The organism is Spiroplasma endosymbiont of Tipula paludosa (genome assembly GCF_964264785.1).
GTDB lineage: Bacteria > Bacillota_I > Bacilli_A > Mycoplasmatales > Nriv7 > Nriv7.
Genome location: NZ_OZ183484.1, coordinates 1,124,217 through 1,143,475, shown reverse-complemented (window position 1 = coordinate 1,143,475; position 19,259 = coordinate 1,124,217). Strand labels below are relative to the sequence as shown.

28 protein-coding genes and 1 other annotated feature are annotated in these 19,259 nt (G+C 26.3%); of the genes, 4 read left to right on the top strand and 24 right to left on the bottom strand.

Going from position 1 to position 19,259, the window contains the following annotated elements; translation table 4 throughout:
• Positions 1–25 precede the first annotated feature (25 nt).
• From ACFEL5_RS06860 to ACFEL5_RS06825, 8 genes are all read right to left on the bottom strand, one after another.
• Positions 26–280 (bottom strand): hypothetical protein, encoded by a 255-nt coding sequence (locus ACFEL5_RS06860; RefSeq protein ID WP_215825736.1) that lies wholly within the window; start codon positions 278–280, stop codon positions 26–28.
• A gap of 9 nt (positions 281–289) precedes the next feature.
• Positions 290–616 (bottom strand): hypothetical protein, encoded by a 327-nt coding sequence (locus ACFEL5_RS06855; protein WP_342263298.1) that lies wholly within the window; start codon positions 614–616, stop codon positions 290–292.
• Between the two features lie 13 nt (positions 617–629).
• Positions 630–1,577, bottom strand: coding sequence for a hypothetical protein (locus ACFEL5_RS06850; RefSeq protein WP_375315237.1), 948 nt, complete (start codon positions 1,575–1,577; stop codon positions 630–632).
• A 73-nt stretch (positions 1,578–1,650) separates the two neighbouring features.
• The gene (locus ACFEL5_RS06845; RefSeq protein WP_338967750.1) at positions 1,651–1,887 is read right to left on the bottom strand and encodes a hypothetical protein; all 237 of its coding nucleotides are present in this window, start codon (positions 1,885–1,887) and stop codon (positions 1,651–1,653) included.
• A 15-nt stretch (positions 1,888–1,902) separates the two neighbouring features.
• A complete protein-coding gene (locus ACFEL5_RS06840) occupies positions 1,903–2,133 on the bottom strand; it encodes a hypothetical protein (protein WP_338967749.1) in 231 nt (76 codons plus the stop codon).
• 164 nt (positions 2,134–2,297) lie between these two features.
• Positions 2,298–2,510: a hypothetical protein gene (locus tag ACFEL5_RS06835; RefSeq protein WP_375315308.1), complete on the bottom strand. Its 213-nt coding sequence runs from the start codon at positions 2,508–2,510 to the stop codon at positions 2,298–2,300.
• Positions 2,511–2,540: 30 nt separating this feature from the next.
• Entirely contained in the window at positions 2,541–2,735 is a 195-nt protein-coding gene (locus ACFEL5_RS06830; protein WP_375315307.1) for a hypothetical protein, read from the bottom strand.
• A gap of 222 nt (positions 2,736–2,957) precedes the next feature.
• On the bottom strand, positions 2,958–3,269 hold the full coding sequence (locus tag ACFEL5_RS06825; protein ID WP_375315306.1) for a hypothetical protein: 312 nt from the start codon (positions 3,267–3,269) through the stop codon (positions 2,958–2,960).
• A 531-nt stretch (positions 3,270–3,800) separates the two neighbouring features.
• Here ACFEL5_RS06825 and ACFEL5_RS06820 point away from each other — a divergent pair.
• Positions 3,801–5,774 carry an ETX/MTX2 family pore-forming toxin gene (locus ACFEL5_RS06820; RefSeq protein WP_375315305.1) on the top strand — a complete coding sequence of 658 codons (1,974 nt, stop codon included), beginning with the start codon at positions 3,801–3,803 and terminating at the stop codon, positions 5,772–5,774.
• 91 nt (positions 5,775–5,865) lie between these two features.
• Here ACFEL5_RS06820 and ACFEL5_RS06815 read toward each other — a convergent pair whose 3' ends face one another.
• The 12 genes from ACFEL5_RS06815 to ACFEL5_RS06760 form a co-directional block, all read right to left on the bottom strand.
• Complete coding sequence (locus tag ACFEL5_RS06815; protein WP_375315304.1) at positions 5,866–6,948, bottom strand: integrase core domain-containing protein; 1,083 nt, start codon at positions 6,946–6,948, stop codon at positions 5,866–5,868.
• Positions 6,949–7,021: 73 nt separating this feature from the next.
• Positions 7,022–7,432 carry a hypothetical protein gene (locus tag ACFEL5_RS06810; protein ID WP_375315303.1) on the bottom strand — a complete coding sequence of 137 codons (411 nt, stop codon included), beginning with the start codon at positions 7,430–7,432 and terminating at the stop codon, positions 7,022–7,024.
• 53 nt (positions 7,433–7,485) lie between these two features.
• Complete coding sequence (locus tag ACFEL5_RS06805) at positions 7,486–9,324, bottom strand: hypothetical protein (protein ID WP_375315302.1); 1,839 nt, start codon at positions 9,322–9,324, stop codon at positions 7,486–7,488.
• Positions 9,325–9,350: 26 nt separating this feature from the next.
• A complete protein-coding gene (locus ACFEL5_RS06800) occupies positions 9,351–9,596 on the bottom strand; it encodes a hypothetical protein (protein WP_338966804.1) in 246 nt (81 codons plus the stop codon).
• Entirely contained in the window at positions 9,596–9,829 is a 234-nt protein-coding gene (locus ACFEL5_RS06795; protein ID WP_375315301.1) for a hypothetical protein, read from the bottom strand. The genes ACFEL5_RS06800 and ACFEL5_RS06795 overlap by 1 nt, the downstream gene beginning before the upstream one ends.
• A gap of 38 nt (positions 9,830–9,867) precedes the next feature.
• Positions 9,868–10,863, bottom strand: a complete 996-nt coding sequence (locus ACFEL5_RS06790; RefSeq protein WP_375315300.1) for a hypothetical protein — start codon at positions 10,861–10,863, stop codon at positions 9,868–9,870.
• Between the two features lie 28 nt (positions 10,864–10,891).
• Positions 10,892–11,131, bottom strand: coding sequence for a hypothetical protein (locus tag ACFEL5_RS06785; protein ID WP_375315299.1), 240 nt, complete (start codon positions 11,129–11,131; stop codon positions 10,892–10,894).
• Positions 11,132–11,173: 42 nt separating this feature from the next.
• A complete protein-coding gene (locus ACFEL5_RS06780; protein WP_375315298.1) occupies positions 11,174–11,407 on the bottom strand; it encodes a hypothetical protein in 234 nt (77 codons plus the stop codon).
• 160 nt (positions 11,408–11,567) lie between these two features.
• Positions 11,568–11,792, bottom strand: a complete 225-nt coding sequence (locus ACFEL5_RS06775; RefSeq protein WP_342189587.1) for a hypothetical protein — start codon at positions 11,790–11,792, stop codon at positions 11,568–11,570.
• Complete coding sequence (locus ACFEL5_RS06770; RefSeq protein ID WP_375315297.1) at positions 11,792–12,154, bottom strand: hypothetical protein; 363 nt, start codon at positions 12,152–12,154, stop codon at positions 11,792–11,794. The genes ACFEL5_RS06775 and ACFEL5_RS06770 overlap by 1 nt, the downstream gene beginning before the upstream one ends.
• A gap of 10 nt (positions 12,155–12,164) precedes the next feature.
• Positions 12,165–13,007 (bottom strand): rolling circle replication-associated protein, encoded by an 843-nt coding sequence (locus tag ACFEL5_RS06765; RefSeq protein WP_375315296.1) that lies wholly within the window; start codon positions 13,005–13,007, stop codon positions 12,165–12,167.
• Between the two features lie 132 nt (positions 13,008–13,139).
• A complete protein-coding gene (locus ACFEL5_RS06760) occupies positions 13,140–13,439 on the bottom strand; it encodes a hypothetical protein (RefSeq protein ID WP_338966992.1) in 300 nt (99 codons plus the stop codon).
• Between the two features lie 366 nt (positions 13,440–13,805).
• Positions 13,806–13,941 (top strand) — a sequence feature (ribosomal protein L10 leader region).
• Between the two features lie 57 nt (positions 13,942–13,998).
• On the opposite strand from ACFEL5_RS06760, the gene rplJ reads away from it, so the two are divergent.
• Both rplJ and rplL read left to right on the top strand, forming a co-directional pair.
• Complete coding sequence (rplJ, locus tag ACFEL5_RS06755) at positions 13,999–14,493, top strand: 50S ribosomal protein L10 (protein WP_375315295.1); 495 nt, start codon at positions 13,999–14,001, stop codon at positions 14,491–14,493.
• Between the two features lie 167 nt (positions 14,494–14,660).
• On the top strand, positions 14,661–14,987 hold the full coding sequence (rplL, locus tag ACFEL5_RS06750; RefSeq protein WP_375315772.1) for a 50S ribosomal protein L7/L12: 327 nt from the start codon (positions 14,661–14,663) through the stop codon (positions 14,985–14,987).
• 75 nt (positions 14,988–15,062) lie between these two features.
• Here the strand turns inward: rplL and ACFEL5_RS06745 are convergent, their stop codons facing one another.
• From ACFEL5_RS06745 to ACFEL5_RS06735, 3 genes are read right to left on the bottom strand one after another with little or no spacing between them, the layout of a single operon-like run.
• The gene (locus ACFEL5_RS06745) at positions 15,063–15,875 is read right to left on the bottom strand and encodes a DDE-type integrase/transposase/recombinase (protein ID WP_375315294.1); all 813 of its coding nucleotides are present in this window, start codon (positions 15,873–15,875) and stop codon (positions 15,063–15,065) included.
• Positions 15,876–15,894: 19 nt separating this feature from the next.
• A complete protein-coding gene (locus ACFEL5_RS06740) occupies positions 15,895–16,557 on the bottom strand; it encodes an IS30 family transposase (protein WP_375315293.1) in 663 nt (220 codons plus the stop codon).
• Positions 16,514–16,843 carry a transposase gene (locus tag ACFEL5_RS06735; protein ID WP_375315292.1) on the bottom strand — a complete coding sequence of 110 codons (330 nt, stop codon included), beginning with the start codon at positions 16,841–16,843 and terminating at the stop codon, positions 16,514–16,516. The genes ACFEL5_RS06740 and ACFEL5_RS06735 overlap by 44 nt, the downstream gene beginning before the upstream one ends.
• 160 nt (positions 16,844–17,003) lie before the next feature.
• Here ACFEL5_RS06735 and ACFEL5_RS06730 point away from each other — a divergent pair, with 160 nt between their 5' ends.
• Positions 17,004–17,537 carry a hypothetical protein gene (locus ACFEL5_RS06730; protein WP_342263244.1) on the top strand — a complete coding sequence of 178 codons (534 nt, stop codon included), beginning with the start codon at positions 17,004–17,006 and terminating at the stop codon, positions 17,535–17,537.
• Between the two features lie 5 nt (positions 17,538–17,542).
• On the opposite strand, the gene argS is transcribed toward ACFEL5_RS06730, so the two are convergent.
• Positions 17,543–19,210 (bottom strand): arginine--tRNA ligase, encoded by a 1,668-nt coding sequence (gene argS, locus ACFEL5_RS06725; RefSeq protein ID WP_342190021.1) that lies wholly within the window; start codon positions 19,208–19,210, stop codon positions 17,543–17,545.
• Positions 19,211–19,259: the final 49 nt, after the last annotated feature.

Sequence of the window (19,259 nt, the reverse complement as noted above, 5' to 3'; positions counted from 1 at the left end):
TAATAACTCCTTTTAAAATATTTTTTTATTCAGTAGGTCCTCTTAAAATTAAATATATTGTTGATAAAATACAAATCGTTCCTAAAATTTGGAAAATCGGATGTTGGGAAAATAACCTTATCATTGGTTTAAACAAATCTAAAATTTTAATATTTTTTGATAAAACTTTATTAAAATATTCTAAACCCTCACGCACATAGGCTCATAAGCCTAAAAAATCACCTAAAGCAAAAATAGAAAAAACAGAAACAAGAATAAATAATATTATTAATTTAAACATTTTCTAAACCTACCTTTTTATTCGCCGTCCATGTTGGTCGACTCACGGTCTATTTTTAGGACTATTACCACTAAATTTCTTAATTGGACCACTAGATGATTGTTTCTTAGTTCCTCAATTAGCAACTGATTTTCGATATTTTTTACGAAAACCAACTTTTGGTCGTTCAATATGAATACCTAAAATGCCGCCAATTACAAGATTTATCACAAGCATAATTAGCGGAAAAATAATAATGCGAATATCTGTTCCAGGAATGGTTAAAGTTCAAATTAAATCAAAAACTTTATAAAACATATCGCCAATTAAACTAGCCATTTTTTCTAAGTTTTCCATTTTTTAAACTCCTTTACTTGTTTTTCTTCTTCAGATTATTTTTTAACTTAGTAAGTATCTTACTAAATTTTTCCATTTTTAAATATTCTAATGCTTCAATATCCATCACATTATCATTTCAAAATTTATGTTGATAATTATCATTCAAAGCACGATTACTTAATTCACGCAAGAATGATAAATATTTATTATCATAAAGGTTTAAAATTGACATCGGAATTTTCAATTTAAAGAAATAAATGTCTAATTCCGGAATGCTACGGTACTTGATTTTGCGACCTTTTTTATCATTTTTAGCATTAATCAGAGTTAATCGTCATTGTTCGTATTCGCTTACCGATTTAAAAGTGCCGTAAATAACTTGTAAATAGGGTCGGAAAATACTAACTGGTTTTTTTCTAATACCAACAATTATTGAATTCGCAATATCGCGAACTTTAACTCATATATGTTCAGCTCGTTGTCCGCTTGCTAATACGATATGGGTAAATTGTCGAGCCGAAGCAAAATATTCTTGTAAACCTTGGGTTACTCTATCATTTTCTTTATAATCAGTTCCTTCTAAAAATAAGTTAGTTTCATCTCATAACAGTAAATGTTTTTCATCTAAAATTGGATAATTATAATCTAAAAGTGACATATGCCCTAATGAAAGCATTTGTTTATCTGTAATCGGAAAAGTAGAAATCGTTTTTCAACCACTTAATAAGTAAGAAGCTAAAACCATTAAAGCGGTTTTTCCAGTTCCTAAAGCACCAATTACTAAATTTAAAGGTGAATTTAATAAGAAATTAATAAAACTTCGACGAGCAAAGAAATGAGAAATTTTAGTATATAAAATATACAAAGCAATTAATAAATAAATAATATCAAATAACATTCGTCAACTTTGGGGATTATAATAATGCAAAATCGCACCATAGAATCACGCAATAATAAATAAAGTGCGATTTAAAGCCACAAAATCATATAGTCTTAAATTTATTTTTTTAAACAATAGCATCACTTAAATCACACTTTCTTTATTTTTATTACTATCTGCCGGGCATTAATTTTTCAAACATTTTGAAAGCGATTAAAAATAAACCAATAATCACGCCAAGCAAGAAAACTCAATATGTAGCAAAAAAATTAACGACATTTGGCATATTGCCACCAATAATATCAGTTCAAATATTACCGAACGCTGTAATTAATGCTTTTCATAAGTTAGTAACCGCTTGTTCACCAGTAATTTTTGCTGGTGCATCGGCCAAGAAAGTTCCAATCATATAATCACCCCCTTTCTAAACAAAATATGATTTAACCTTATAAAATAAAATAACCATAAATAAGATAATGAATACTAATACCATTCAAAAGGCAATATTGGCTATTAAAAGTCAAAGTAGTTCTTTGGTTAAATCAATTTCTTTACCAGAAACTCACGCCGGAATAACTTTAATTTGAATAAATAAATCTCAAAAATATGATTTTATCATTTCTCAATCTAAATCTTTTCAAGCAACTAAAAACATAATAATTACCGCTTAAAAGGTCAAAAGAGTAGAAAAATAATTGCCGAGAAGAGCATTACAATTATTAAAATTGAAAACAAAAATACAACTTGGGGTGGTAAATCGGCAGTTGGATAAATTAGTTCAATTAACTCAATAATTATTTTTTTAAACATTTTCTAAACCTACTTTTTAATTTCTTTTTCATCTTGTTCTAATAAATTTCGCTTAAACTTTGCAATGAATATTCGCTGTGAATAAGTAAAATCTTTTGGTATCTGTTTTGCTTCGCTACCATATTTCTTTTTATCTTTAAAAAACCGATAAATATTAACAGCAATATAATATGCTAGTAATAATGTTAAAATCGTAAAAAACACTAATCCAAATATACTCATCTTTCTTTTCTCCTTAATTTTCTAATTAATTTATTTTTTTAAACAATTATGTTCAACAAAATCAAAACAAAGTCAATTATCACGAACTAAATCAGTTCTAACAGAATCAACTGCAGATTTAGACGCTCAAATTTTTTGTTCTAATCCGGTTTTTTTATTAATAGAATATATAAACTCTTGACAATAATCTTTGCCAGGCTCATCCACACTAACTCACATTTTCATTTCTAAAACTCCAAAATTAATTTTTTTTACTACATTAAATCAAAAAATGCAATAACTTAGTTAAATAACTCAAACTAACATTGATAATTAACGGGCGGAGCATACGCTTTCCGCACCGTTTAAACACCTTAAAAACCAACCTAAATTTTTTTAAACTATATATTTCTTTACCTCTATTCTTAAAATGCCTTAAAACACCTTTAAAATGAATTTTTAAAATAATTAAAACTTACAATTCTTTTTAGCAATCTCTTTCTCCGCAACAAAAAAACCTAACAACTCATGACCTAAAATCAAACTAGATTCTTGACCTTTCTTATTATTAACTAAAACCAACTGATACTCACCATCTTTAATTATTCCGATACAAATAGAATTCTCATATTTTCCTTTATAAACAAATCGTTTTGAAAACCAAATACCAGTAGATTCATACAATCAGGGAATTGCTGGTGCTTTAATAAGTACTGCATTTTGCGTTTCTTTCAAAAGATATTTTTCAGTATTTAAAAAAATATTTTCAATATTTCTCATATACATACCACCCTTACAATATTTAGTTATATTAACTTAGTTATATTTAACTTAGTCTTTTAACTTAGTTCAATATATTTCTCTTTAAACTCTTTCTTTAAACTAAATTAACATAACTTGTTAGTAAACTTCGTTTACTAAAAAACTTAGTTTATCAACAACAAGGCACAAAAAAATACAAGGCATAACTAAAAATAATAAATATTAATTTAACCTTATATTTCTTGTAATAAATAAATGAGCTCGTATTTATTTATTAATTAAAAGCAAGTTTGTAGAAACCAAAATCTTGTCATATGTATATGGTTTCTACATAAAATTTTAAAATATGTAATATACCACAGACTTATGACAAGCACAAGAGGTTTTTTAAAAAAAGGATGATAAATTATAAAAATAAGGCTGGAAGTTCTTAAAATAGTTTATAATTAAAATCCAAGGTAAAAAGATTGTAGATTAATTTTTGGAGAAAGGAAAAGGTGTTATTAATTTTATTAATTAGTAAAAATTCACGAAAGGGATTTGATATTAATGAAAAAATTACTTAGTTTATTAAGTACAATAACAATAACAAGTAGTGGGATGACAGGAATCGTTGCCAATAAACCAAGTACAGATTTTCATAGAAGAGTTGTTCATGTAGGCGAAAATGTCAATGGATTAACAACATTAAATAATAAAGTATATTTTGGATCACAAGATGATTATCTTCATGAATATAATCCAGCAACAAGTTCTCATAGAAGAGTTGTTCGTGTAGGCGAAAATGTCTATGAATTAACAACATTAAATAATAAAATATATTTTGGATCACAAGATAATTATCTTCATGAATATAATCCAGCAACAAGTTCTCATAGAAGAGTTGTTCATGTAGGCGAAGATGTCTATGGATTAACAACATTAAATAATAAAATATATTTTGGATCACAAGATGATTATCTTCATGAATATAATCCAGCAACAAGTTCTCATAGAAGAGTTGTTCATGTAGGCGAAGATGTCTATGAATTAACAACATTAAATAATAAAATATATTTTGGATCACAAGATAATTATCTTCATGAATATAATCCAGCAACAAGTTCTCATAGAAGAGTTGTTCATGTAGGCGAAGATGTCTATGGATTAACAACATTAAATAATAAAATATATTTTGGATCACAAGATAATTATCTTCATGAATATAATCCAGCAACAAGTTCTCATAGAAGAGTTGTTCATGTAGGCGAAGATGTCTATGGATTAACAACATTAAATAATAAAATATATTTTGGATCACAAGATAATTATCTTCATGAATATAATCCAGCAACAAGTTCCCATAGAAGAGTTGTTCATGTAGGCGAAGATGTCTATGGATTAACAACATTAAATAATAAAATATATTTTGGATCACAAGATGATTATCTTTATGAATATTTTGAACCTATTAATATCCAAAAAATTATATTAGTTGATAATATAAATATTATTAATAATAGTAATAAGGCACTTTTAAATGAATTAAATTATTTAAATCCAGAATTAGATATTTCACAAATTGAAATAATTAATAAAACAAATAATTCAATTATAATCAAAACAAAAAATAATAGTAATAAATATTTTGGCGAAAAGAAAATTTACTATACAATAGATAATAATCAACAAAATAAAATTATTGATTTACATAAATTAATTGAAAAAGGAATATTTTTAAGTTTTAGAGATAAAAATCAAGGAGTTACTATAAAAGAAATTAAAAATATTAATACAAATAATCTAATATATTCAAAAGTAACAGCAACAAAAAATATTGAACCAACATACACCAAAAATAGTAAAAGTATTTGTTTTGGAACAACCACATTATTTAATAATTTACCTGCAGAACAGAATATGAAAACACCAAGTTGTAAATATACAAAAGAAGCAACCGTAAATTCTCAAATTACTACCGGTTTAAGTAAAGAAGAAACCCATTCGCAAACATCAGATATGAAAAATAATTGAAGTTTTGAATTAGGAGTTAATGTTCACGGAGAATCTGGTGTATGACCATTTGCTAAAGTTTCAACAACCATTGATACAAAAATAGGCACTGGCGGAGAATATGGTTCTTCGGAAACAAAAACTTTAAGTAATAAGTTTGATTTTTCAAACAGTAAAACAAATGAAGATAAAGAAGTTTCAGAAGTAGAATTACCGTCGCAAGAAATTAAAGTTAACCCAAATCAAAAGATTAAGGTTACTGCTTCATTAGATGAAGTTTTTGCACAAGTAACATTGAATTTAAAACAAAATATTTATGGTTTAATTACTTCACAAATAATAAATACATATAATGAAGAAATTCCATTTACAATTTCAATTAAAAAAATAATGGAAAAATTACAACAATATGATCTTTTGCCACAAGAAATTACAATAAATGGTAATGATAGTATAACTTTTAATGGAAAAGCAAATAGATCATTAAAACAAGGATTTAATGGTAATATTGAATTTCATGAAGTAAAATAAAAATGAAAAAATATTGTTAATTTTAGGTTCAATCAATTAAACAGCAACAAGTTTAATCTCTTGTGAAAATAATTATTCAAACTTCTAGAAATTACTTTATTAAAATTTTTTGTAATGTTTGAAATGGAGTTTTATTGTTTAGAGATGAATGACGGCGGTCAAAGTTATAAAAGTAATAATATTGATTTAAATAATGTTGAAGTTCATTTTGATTTAATTTTTTATCATTAGAATAAAATAATTTGCTATAATGCTGGTGGAATCGTTCAATTTTACCATTTGATTGTGGTGAGCGAATCGGTGTGGTTTCGTGAACGATTCCATTCCTTGAAAGAAAGGTTGTAAAAGGCCTTTCTTTTACTTTGTATGATTTCTTATTACTTCAATTAGTAGTAGTAAATTCCGGAGCATTATCAGTGCGAAGGCGTTTAATTGCAATTCCAAGTTCACTAAAATCTTTCATTGCTCTTTGCACGGCGTTAATGGCATTATTGGTTCCTAAACTATCATAAACATAACCAAATACTATCCGTGTTATTTCGTCAATGAAATCATAAATGTAATATTTTTTATCAACCGGAAAATTTGATGTGGTAATAATTTTAGCATCCATTTGTAAAAGACCAATCTCGGAGACTTCATAACGCTTAAAATGGCGTTTTGTTTGTTTGATTTGCTGTTTTAATTCTTTTCAACGAGGGTCAGATTTAATTCAACGATAAAAAGTTTTAATGTTTTTAGGAACTTCTGAATTTTTAATATCGTGAAAACCGATTTTTAAATTGTTAAATAAAGACCACATTCCACCGGCTTGAAGATTTTTGTAATCAAAATATAAATCACATACTTTTTCACGAGAATTTAAACTATATTGATAATTAAGATTTTGTGGTTTTGTAGTCTTAAACAATAACAAATCTAAATTGTCAGAATAATAAGCGGTCATAATTTTTTCTGCCCAACGATAAAAAGTTTTCGTTGCATTCTTAAAATATTTTTTAATAAGTTTTGTTAAAGTAGTTTCTTCAATATAGAAATAAGTACATAAGTTTAAATAGGCAGTAAGGCGTTTTTTAGTTTTATAGTAATAAGGATTGCGGCAATTAGCACTTAGTCAACTTTGGATTTTTGCTTTTAAATCTGCTAAATCTGCTTGAGAAATAATATATTTCATTTTAAAACTCCTTAAATTAAGAAAATCGTATTACAAAAATACGATTTTCAAGAATGGTTATTAAATTACTAAATTAATGAGGCATTTCGGCAGAAAATAAAACTATACGATAAAGACTTGAAACTTTTTCAAATGAAATTTTAACATTAACAATTTCTTCGAGTCAATAACTATCAACATCATAAGTAAAATTATAAATACGATAACTATTTATTTTTTTATAAACACCATTTTTGTTATAAAGATTAGTAAATTCTGAACTAGCTAAATAAAATTGTTTTTGTGGTAATAGAAAATTAGGTAATAAAATATCACTTTTAGTAAAATCAATCATAACACTTTTTACATTAGGGATTATAATTAAACCACTATTTTGAATACTAGTAAACTTTAAATCATATTTATTTAAAACATTACTATTTTTACTACAACCAAAAACAAACATTACACATACTAAATTTAAAGCTGATAAAAATTTTCGCATAAAGAAAAATCCTCCTTTCAAAGGAATTATATTATAAAAAATATTAGAAATATTTAAGAGAACTTTTTTAATATTATTAATAAAATTGCTAATGGCACTACAAATTCAAATAACATCTGAAATGCTGGAATAACTTCAAATACCGGAAGGGCAGTTTTGGTAAAATTAATCGTCGTTTTGGCAATATCTGCAAGAGGGTGAATTAAAAGATTAATCCCAGAAAGACCAAGTAATCAATTTAACACACTAACAGAAGCGTGTTGAATACCACAAGATATAGCACTAAATAATCCCCAATAAGAACAATTAGGCGTCGGAATTAAATCATCCATATTACCAATTATTCCGCCACCAATAAAAGCTGTTGAATTCAAAATGTTAAAATCGTATAAAGAATAATGATATTCAGTACTTTCATTTTTCTTTTTATATAGCGGAAAACTTAGTGTAAAAATATTAATTCCATACATGACATCAACTTTGGCATTGTAAAAATGCAATTTATTGCTAGTAACATTCCATAATTGGTTATCATATGCTTTTAACACATTAAAATTTATTTGATAAGAACTTTTACCAGTGTTAAAACCATTGGCGGTTTGTTTATCTTTAACAAAAAAATAGGAACGAAAAATCATATTCTTACTATTTTCGATTGTGGAACCAAAGTTAATTAAATACTGTTTGGGATAAAAGGTAATTAAGGAACGATAGAAAAATCCCATTTGTAAAACATTTTTAGGGATTTGTTTCATTCCTTTGTAATCTAATTCTACATAAGTGGAAGCATCCATATCAAAACTCGAATAAAAAAATTGTACAAAAAAGTCACCTAAAACTTTATAAATTTTATTAAATAAACCATTAATAAAATCAATAGTTAAATTTTTTTGATAATAAAGCATAAAATCTTTAAAATCTGATTTTAATTTGTCATCGTATCGTAAAAAATCGAAAGTATTACCATAATAATTAATTTGTCCAAAAAAGGTATTAATAAAATCTTTGGCTCAACCATCTAATCATCTAAACTTAATCAATTGTTCATCATTTAAATAAAAAGTAACCATCCCTAAAGAAATTTCAATTTTAAAAATATCATTAAAACTAGAAAATTCTAAGCTATCAAAAAAATATAATGAGTTTTCAGGTTCAAAACTACGAATTAAAGTAAATTTACTATTTTGTTTAAAACCATTTAATTCAATTGACATTTCACTCATATATTTAAAATTATCATCAAAGAAATTAAAAATGGGAACTCAATATAAATAACTATAATTAAATTTATCAAAATCTCGCCGTTGTATCATTAAATAATCTAACTTATCTTGAAACTGAGTATATTGATATTCACCATCATTTTTAGTTATTTTCGTAGGCAGCGGTTGTTCGTTATCTTTTTCTGGCAAAGGGGGCATTTCGGCAGAAAATAAAACTATACGATAAAGACTTGAAACTTTTTCAAATGAAATTTTAACATTAACAATTTCTTCGAGTCAATAACTATCAACATCATAAGTAAAATTATAAATACGATAACCATTTATTTTTTTATAAACACCATTTTTGTTATAAAGATTAGTAAATTCTGAACTAGCTAAATAAAATTGTTTTTGTGGTAATAGAAAATTAGGTAATAAAATATCACTTTTAGTAAAATCAATCATAACACTTTTTACATTAGGGATTATAATTAAACCACTATTCTTAATACTGGAAAACTCTAATTCACAACTATCTTCACATTGACTAGGATTTGTTGCTCGTTTTTCTCGTTTCATAAAAAATTGTTCCATATTAGGTTTTGGTGGTTGTTTTTTATCAAAGAAGGCACTCACGGGGACTAAACCAATAAAAACGATAACTAACCACGACATAAATTTATACATACCTATATTTATCCTTTCTTCTGCGTTTAACTTCTTAAAATAAAGTATATTGTTGATAAAATGCCGATTGTTCCAAGAATAATAAAAATTGGATGTTGTGAAAATAACCTAATCATTGGTTTAAATAATTGTAAAAATTCACTGTTAGCGACAATAACTTTATTAAAATATTCCAACCCTTCGTTTACAAAACGCCATAAACCAAGAAATTCATCAAAAGCAAAGATAGAAAAAACGGTAATTAAAAGAAAAATTATAACCAATTTAAACATTATTTTTTACCTCACTCTTTAATGGATTTGTTAGTTCTTGTCTTTTTACAACTTTCTTTGGCTTGCATTCCGATACCTAAAATGGCAACAAAGACAAAGTTAGCAATTAAAGAGATTAAAGGAATAATGATAATTCGAACTCCGGTACCGGGAATAGTCATACTTCAAATTAAGTCAAAAACTTTATAAATAATATCGGCAAAAAATGATGCCATTTTTTCTAGATTTGCCATAATTAAGTATCCTTTCTTAGATTAAAATAATATGATAGTTAATTCCTATCTTTCAAATTACTTTTTAGTAATTCCATAATACGACTAAATTTTTCCATTTTAAGGTATTTTAATATTTCCAAATCAACTTCGGTAGTTTCATAAAACTTATCTTCATAAGTGTCAACAACAATGCGATTAGCAATGGGGCGTAAAAAAGATAAATACTTATTGTCGTAACACTCTAAAACAGACATTGGAATTTTTAATTTAAAAAAGTAGATATCTAATTCCGGAATATTACGATATTTAGTTTTGCGACCTTTTTTATTATTTTTAGCATCAATTAGACTTGTGCGTCAGCGTTCATATTCTTCTACAGATTTAAAAGTACCATAAACAACTTTTAAATAAGGGCGAAAAATATTAACTGATTTCTTAGTAATACCAACAATAACCGAATTAGCAATATCTCTGACTTTAACCCAAATATGTTCAGGTCGTTGGCCACTCGCTAGAACAATATGACCAAAATGCCTAACTAGAGCAAAATATTCTTGCAAACCTTGAGTTGATTTATCATTTTCTTTATAATCCGTTCCTTCTAAAAATAAGTTCGTTTCATCTCACAACAATAAATGTTTTTCTTCTAATATTGGATATTCATTATCCAATAACGACATATGCCCCAAAGATAACATTTGTTGGTCTAAAATTGGAAATGTTGAAGCCGTCTTTCATTTTTTCTTACCTAAAAGTTTTGAAGCAAAAACTAATAAAGCGGTTTTACCAGTTCCCAATGAACCAATCACAATATTTAATGGTGATTTGAATAAAAAATTAATAAAAGATTTACGATTAACTCATTGCATAAATTTAGTAATTAAAATTAAACAATTTAAGATAATACCAATGATATGGAAAAATGAAACTCAATATTGTGGATTAATAACAACAAGAAAAGCATAATAATATCAAGAAATAATAAAGAAAGTGCGATTTAAGTTAACAAAGTCATTGATTTTTTCACAGATATTTTTTAGAAATTTAAGCATTATCGCACTCCTTTTTTTTAATTATTATTTAACGAACTCTTAATAGTAGTTTTTCAAACATTCCAAAAGCAAATAAGAATAATCCAACGATTGCCGGAAATAAAAAAATTCAATAAGTAGCAAAGAAATCTACTACTAATGGCATTTGTCCGCTGATAATATCGCTTCAAATTTTTCCAAAAAGCCCTACCATACTATCTCACAAATTATTAATGGCTTGTTTTCCGGTAATTGCTACTGGTGCATCGGCTAAGAAAGTTCCAATCATATAATCACCCCCTTTCTTTTCAAAATATTTATCCTATAGTTATTAACAAAAATAAGATTTAACTTTATAAAATAAAATCAACATAAATAAGATAATAACTGTTGTTAGTAATCAAAAAGCGATGTTAGTTGTTAAAAGTCAAAGTGGTTCTTCGGTTAAATTAATTTCTTTACCAGCAGTAATATGAGCTGGAATAGTTGTAATTTGGATAAACAAATCTCAGAAAGTTTGTTTAATTTGTTCTCAATTTAAATCTTTTCAAACAACTAGAAACATTGAAATAAACACTTAATCGGAAGAAAGAGAATACCAATGAAACTGGCAAATAACACAATGATTACAAGAATTGAGAACAAAAATACTACTTGGGGCGGTAAATCAGCAGTTGGATAAAGTAAATCAATTAACTTAATAATTACATCTTTTAACATTTATTTTATCCTTTCGTTTGGATTTCTTGATTTTGTTTGTCATTTTTTTCAGTTAAATAAGATAATTTAACAATGAAGCGTTTTTCTTTTTTACTAAAATCACCTTTAATTTCTTTTGCTTGTTTACCATACTTTTTAACATCATTCATTCAACGCCATAAACCCCAAGCAACAGCAAAAGCGAGTAATAAGGTTAATAAGATAAAACATATTAGACTAAATATTGCCATTATTTTTCAATTTCCTTTCTATTTAAAGTTTCATTTTTCAAGGCTTTTTTTGCTTTAATTTTCTTAACAATAAGTCAAACTAATTTTTCAACTTGAAAAGCAATAAATATCGCACTACCAAATCAATAAACAAACAATCCAAGCAACATAATGGCGGTATTTAAACCAAAAAACTTATACATATCTTTTTCAATAAAATCAATAAATTCGCCATTTGTTCCCATTACTCACTTAGTATCCAATAAAGTTAAAGCTCAAAGTATTAAGTTTATAAAGATAAAAACAATGCTAAGCAATATTTTTAACCAATGATTTTTAAATCAATTTTTAATTCTTATTTTAAATTGCATTCTTTTTTTCATTTTTTAACTCCTAATGTTTCGTTTTTCTTAGTTGATTTCTAAATCTTAAACTTTCTAACGAAGTATAATTTTCACTTTCAAAGTCTATATAATTGATATTTTTAAATTCATAGATTGCTCCGCACATTTTGGTTTTAAATTTATGAACTGCTGATTTTAAGTATTTTACAAACTCAGAATTTATGGTTCTATTAACAATATTATTCAAAGTATCGGTGAATACTTGTTTTCTAATAATGGGATTTTGACAGTTGTAAGAGAATTGATAAGCCTTGATATTTAAATCATATTGGTTTAATGACTTTTCATTCAGGACATTTTTAGTTATATATTTGGAGCAATATTTTACAACCATTTCATTAGTGTTTTCACGAACTCTAATATTTTTATTAATCCCATAGGGTCAAAATTGTAAAATAATTTTATGGGGTATTTTTTGGGTGATTAAAATATGAAAATGAATAACGCCTCGTTTCTGATATTCATATGTATACAAATACTTAATATTTTTATTTTTAACTTTAAATCAATATTTTAATTTTTTAAAAAATTTATTTAAATCACGCTTACATTTTCTAATGTCAAATTCATTAACATCAGCATAAGTAAGCGTTAAGAATGTAAGTTTTTTACAGTCTCAAAAATTATGATACGCCTTCCGAATAACATTAGATTTTGCACGAATATTACTATTAAGCAGTTTTGTATCACAATTACCTTTATTTTTTAAACCGCTTACATTGCGATTATTTGCTTTGATACGTTCTAAAGGCATAACAATATTACGAATATATTGACCGTAATAAATCGTTTTCATATAAAAATCAGTCGGATTTTGAGATTGTAAATTCATATTTTATGCTCCTATTTTAGATTTTCGCCAGTTGTGTTATTTAATCAAGTAATAGTCGGCTTCGCCGACTAACCCGCTAGCGGGCGGGGCATACGCCTTCCGCACCGCTTCGCAGACCGAAGTGATTATCAATTAACTGGACAAGTTTTTTTGATTTTTTGATAATTCAATTTTTTGCAAGTTAACTATTTTGGGGGTTTTTTCAAAAGTTAATTCGCAACTAAAAAATGATTTAACGTTTTCTTTTAACAGTTTATAAATTTCTTGTTGTTCTAGATTGTTATCATCAATTCATAAAGCCTTTTGTTCGCCGGTAGGCTCAAATAAGTCATTTTCATAACGCAAAAATTCGGCAGAATAACCTGACATCATAGAGCCATCTTTATTTTTAAATATTTTTCTTTTTATACTAACTAATTTAACTTTAAACATTATTATCTAAATTCCTTTTACTTTTATTTTTTAAAATTTTTTTAATATGATTAATAAATTTTTTCTCACAAGCAACATGCAAATATCGTTTATCACTAAATAGATGTAAACACCAGCGACATATTTTATAATTTATCTTTCCTTTCAAAATTTAAAAACCCTTTTCATCGCAAGAATTACAGATTCCAACTGTATTTTTATTACCAATGACATAGCTTTCGCTGTCGCATTCAATACAAAATATTACTGCCAAAAGAAAACACCCCCTAAAAGTTTGTAGAAAACAAAATCTTGTCATATGTATATGGTTTCTACATAAAATTTTAAAATAAGTATTGCATTTGTGTTAAAAACATATTATTATTATCTTATGCTATCAATAGTCTATAGACAGCAACGGGGAAACCTTAATTATGTTGCCGAGGATTAAAAGGTATAGGATTTTGGATTACAAAAACTCTTTTAAACTCGGTATGTAATACCGAGTTTTTTTATGTAAGATAGATATTGATTTCAGGATTAAACGGTTATGTTTAAGAAATTAGGAAGGGGTGGATGAATGCGACCAGCAATAGAAACTAAAAATAATATTGTTCAAGAGATTAAAACAAAGATTGCATCGTCAAAGTCAACAACTATTATTCATTATCATGGATTTTCTGTTCAAGATTTAACTAATTTAAAGTTACAGTTAAGAAGTGAAGATGCTAGTTTAAAAATTTATAAAAATACATTAGTAAGAAGAGCATTACAAGAGTTAAGTGTTAATAATTTAGATGATGTCTTATTAGGCCCTAATGCATTAGTGTTTTCGGCAACTGATGAAATTGTAGGCCCAAGATTATTAGCTAATTTTGCTAAGGAACATAAAAATTTAGTATTAAAAAGTGCTATTTTGGATGGTAAAGTAGTGTTATATGATGAATTACAAGTATTAGCCACATTGCCTTCAAAAAACAGCCTTATTTCAATGTTTGCTTCAGCAATTATTAGTCCATTAATTAATGTTGCTTTAGCAATTAAAGCCATTGCTGATAAACAACTAACAGAATAAACTGATATATAAAAATAAAAGGAGAGAATTATATTATGGCAGAAAATAATCCAATAAAAAAAGATACCCAAGAAGAAATAGAAAATAAAATTAACGAAGAAAAAACTGGTAGTGTTAAAAAAGGTAATAAAATAACAAAACAAGATATTATCGCTTCGCTAGCAGAGATGAAATTAATTGAACTAAATGAATTAGTAAAAGCAATTGAAGAACATTTTAATGTTACTGCTAGTGCACCAGTGATGATGCAAGCAGCTTCACAGGGTGATGGTAATGTTGCACCGACAGAGGTAAATGTTATTTTAACTAAACTTGGTGATTCTAAAATTGCAGTTATTAAAGCAGTAGCCGAGATTACCGAAAAACCTTTAATGGAAGCTAAAAAATTAGTTGAGGGTGAAAATCCAGTAATTAAAGAAAAAGTTAAACCAGAAGAAGCCGAAAAAATTAAGGAAAAACTTGTTGCTGCTGGTGCTGGGGTTGAAATTAAATAAATTTTAAAAATAACTAAAAATGTAATATACCACAGATGTTTTGCACAATCAAGAAAAACATTAAAAAGGGGGAAATTAATTTATTAATTCTTGTAATTTTTGAAATGGCGATTTATTTTGTAATGCTGAATGACAGCGTTGGAAGTTGTAATAGTAATAATATTGATTTAAGAAATGTTGTAGTTCGTTTTGATTTAGTTTTTTATCCTTAACATAAAATAATTTAGTATAATGTTGATGAAACCGCTCAATTTTACCGTTACTTTGTGACGAACGAATTGGAGTGGTTTCATGGATAACCCCATTCCTTGAAAGAAAGGCCGTAAAAGGTCTTTCTTTTACTTTGTATGCTTTTTTATTACTTCAATTAGTAGTAGTAAATTCTGGAGCATTATCAGTGCGAAGGCGTTTAATGGTTATGCCAAGTTCACTAAAATCTTTCATTGCTCTTTGCAGAGCGTTAATCGCGTTATTAGTTCCTAAACTATCATAAACATAACCAAATACTATCCGTGTTATTTCGTCAATGAAATCATAAATATAATACTTTTTATCAACCGGAAAATTTGATGTGGTAATTATTTTGGCATCCATTTGTAAAAGACCAATCTCGGAAACTTCATAACGCTTAAAATGGCGTTTTGTTTGTTTGATTTGTTGTTTTAATTCTTTTCAACGAGAGTCAGATTTAATTCAGCGATAAAAAGTTTTAATATTTTTCGGAATTTTTGAATTTTCAATATCGTGAAAACCCATTTTTAAATTGTTAAATAAAGACCACATTCCACCGGCTTGAATATTTTTGTAATCAAAATACAAATTGCATATTTTTTCACGAGAATTTAAATCATATTGATAACTAATTTTATTAGGTTTTGTATATGCCAAATTGTAAAGTTAAGTGCAACTAAATTATTTTTCTAACCAAATATTCGATTGGCGAAAGATAATTTAGTATTTTTCTTGGTCTTTGGTTTAAAGACAATATAAATTTATGAACTGCATTTTTAGTAGTGTTTGAAAAATTAAATTTTTTAGGAAATTTTTCTCTAATTAAACCATTAGTATTTTCATTAGTACCTCTTTGTCAAGGTGAATATGCATCAGCAAAATAAATTTTCACATTTAAATTTTTTTCAAGTTGTTGTCAATTAGCAAATTCTTTACCCCTATCAAATGTTATAGTCTTAACAAGATTATTTGGAAGAATTGATAAATAATGACTAATATTTTTGTTAATAACTTTAGTAGTTCTATTTTCAACTAATATTGCTAAAGTAAATCTTGATGTTCTTTCAACTAAAGTTATTAAACATGATTTACTTTTACCTCGTGATGATACTACAGTATCACCTTCTCAATGGCCAAGAGTTATGCGATTATTAACATTTCGTTCTTTAATGGATTTACCATTAAATTTACCCCGATTTTCTTGAGATTTTCGTTTCTTACCTTTTCTTCTTAAATTTTTACTAGTAACCTTTTCAAGTAATCCAGAATAAATTCAATTGTAAATTGTTTTAAAACTAATAATTCATTCTTGATGAATGAAAATTTTTAATTCTGCCATAAATTTGTTCAGGCGATCAACCTAATAATAATTTTTGTTGTACATATTTTACTAATTCTCTATTTTTAAATTTATGAAAATAAACATGTAATTGTTTTCTATTTTCTGCTTTATTTTGTGCAATTAATGAAAAATAATGATTATTATCTTTATTTCTATTAACTTCTCGATTAATAGTACTAATACTTCGATTAAGATTTTTAGCTATTTCACTAATTTTTACTTTAAATTTCAATTGATTCTCAATATAAATTCTTTCATCTATGCCAAGATGTTTGTATCCCATATAAAAACTCCTTAAATTTACTTTTTCTAAAATAAACTTAGCATCATGAAATTTTTATATGAAATCTTTTGCAATTTTATTTACTTGCACTTACAAGTATAATTCAGCTTTATAAATTAAAGAGTATAATTTATTTATTATTAATTTTAAAGGAGAAACTATGCGTATTATTCCCTATGAACTTATTTGCTATGCTAACAATATGAGTCTATCAGCTTTAAGAAAAGAAATTTCAATGTATGATTATTGTCTTAATAAAAATAAAACCAATATCGCAATGAATCCTTTTTTAAAATTAAAACGACCTTATTTTAATCTTGTAATTTATACTTGAATAACTGAAATGAACAAAAGAAATTTATATGTGGGAACATTGGCCCAATATTATGCTAAAAACAATCCTCCAAGTTTAATAATAGACACCAATATTTTTCTCATTATTGAATGTTGTTTACAATGAGATTTAAAACAATTTAATTGTTATGAAGAAAACCTTTCATGATTTGCTGTTATTAATAAATTTCTGACTAAACAAAACATTTCTCTCACTAAATGAAATTTAACAACTTATAATGAAATAAAACAATGATACGAAAAAAAATTTATGCGAAAAAATAATCGTGGGAAAATGAAACCTTATAAGTTAAATATGACAATAGTAATTAATTTCTTAAAAGCAACACTAACTGAATAAGCAAATTACATTTGATCCTTAAAATCAACAGCAATTAAGTTTAAAGCATTTTTAAAGACATACTGTGTGCTAATAATTAAATGCAATCTTTGTTCTGATAAAGTAATATTAGTTTCATCCAAAATTTTACATTCTGAATAATATGAATGAAATCCCCGTGCTAATTCCTGAATATAATCACAAATAATATTCGGTTGACAAAATTTAGCAGCACTTTGTACTACTTTACTAAAATAATCTAATACTTTAATTAGCTCTCGCTCCTTGGGATGTGTTAATAAATGATAACTAGCAATTGTCTTTGTTAAATCAATATTATGAGGCACATTTCGTAAAATACTCGCACAACGCGCTGTAGCATATTGAAAGTAATAAACCGGATTATTATTACTTTGAGATGTTAAAAGACTCAAATCTAAATCCATATGACTAGAAGATGCTTTTGAACATAACATATAACGAACAACATCAATACCTAATTCCATAACTAAATCAATTAATCATACGGCTGTCCCTTTTCTTTTTGACATTTTATATTCTTGACCATCTTTAATTAATCGCACCATTTGAATAATAACAATTTTTAAAATATTAGCATCATAACCTAAAATTTGTAAACCCGCCTGCATTCGTGTTAAATAACTATGATGATCTGCACCTCAAAAATTAACTAAATAATTAGCTTTTGCTCGTTTAATTCGTAAATTATGACAAGCTAAATCCGGTAAAATATAAGCATACGATTTATCTTGTTTAACAAGAACTCGGTCCTTATCATCACCATAATCTGTTGTTTTTAACCACAAAGCACCATCTTTTTCAAAAACTTTATTAGTTGCTTGCAATTCCTTTACTAACTTATCAATTTCTTTTGTTGTATACATTTCTAACTCACTCGACCAATAATCAATATTAATCCGAAAATCCTTTAATTGCGTTTTAATTAATTGTAAAAAGAAAGCAACTGACTCTTGTTTAAATATTGCTAATACTTGTTCATCATCAATGACACCATTAACAATTCGTATGGCAATAAATTTATCTTGATATTTATTCACAAAATTAGTTGCTAATATTTCTTGATAAACACCCTGATATGATTGTTCTGGTATTTCAACATTAACCCCTAATTTTTGTAAATAATACGAAAAAATTGTATTTGCTAACACATTAATCTGATTACCAGCATCATTAAGATAATATTCTGTTTCAACAATATTTCCTGCAAATTTTAAAATTCTTGCAACCGCATCACCAATAGCACCATTACGAGCATGACCAATATGTAAAATTCCTGTTGGATTAGCAGAAACAATTTCTAAATTATATTTAATATTAGTCGCTTCTCCACTACCAAACTTAGTTTTTAATTTTAAAATTTCCGTAATAACAGCACTAAGTCCATTTTGATTAACTGTTAAATTAATGAACCCAGGAAAAACAAAATCTATTTTAGTAAAAAAATCATTTGACTTAATAATAGCAATAATCTTTTTAGCAATGACTTCCGGTTTTTGCTTTAAAATTGGTGCTAACACCATCGCAATATTAGTAGCATAATCACCATATGCAATATTACGAGTTTTCTCAATAACAATATCATCAACAAAAGGAGTAATATTATTTACTGCCTCTTTAATTATTTTTTGAATTTGATTTAAAATTAACGACATTAATATTTCTCCTTTTTCGTTTCATAATTTTATTATTAACAATAAAATA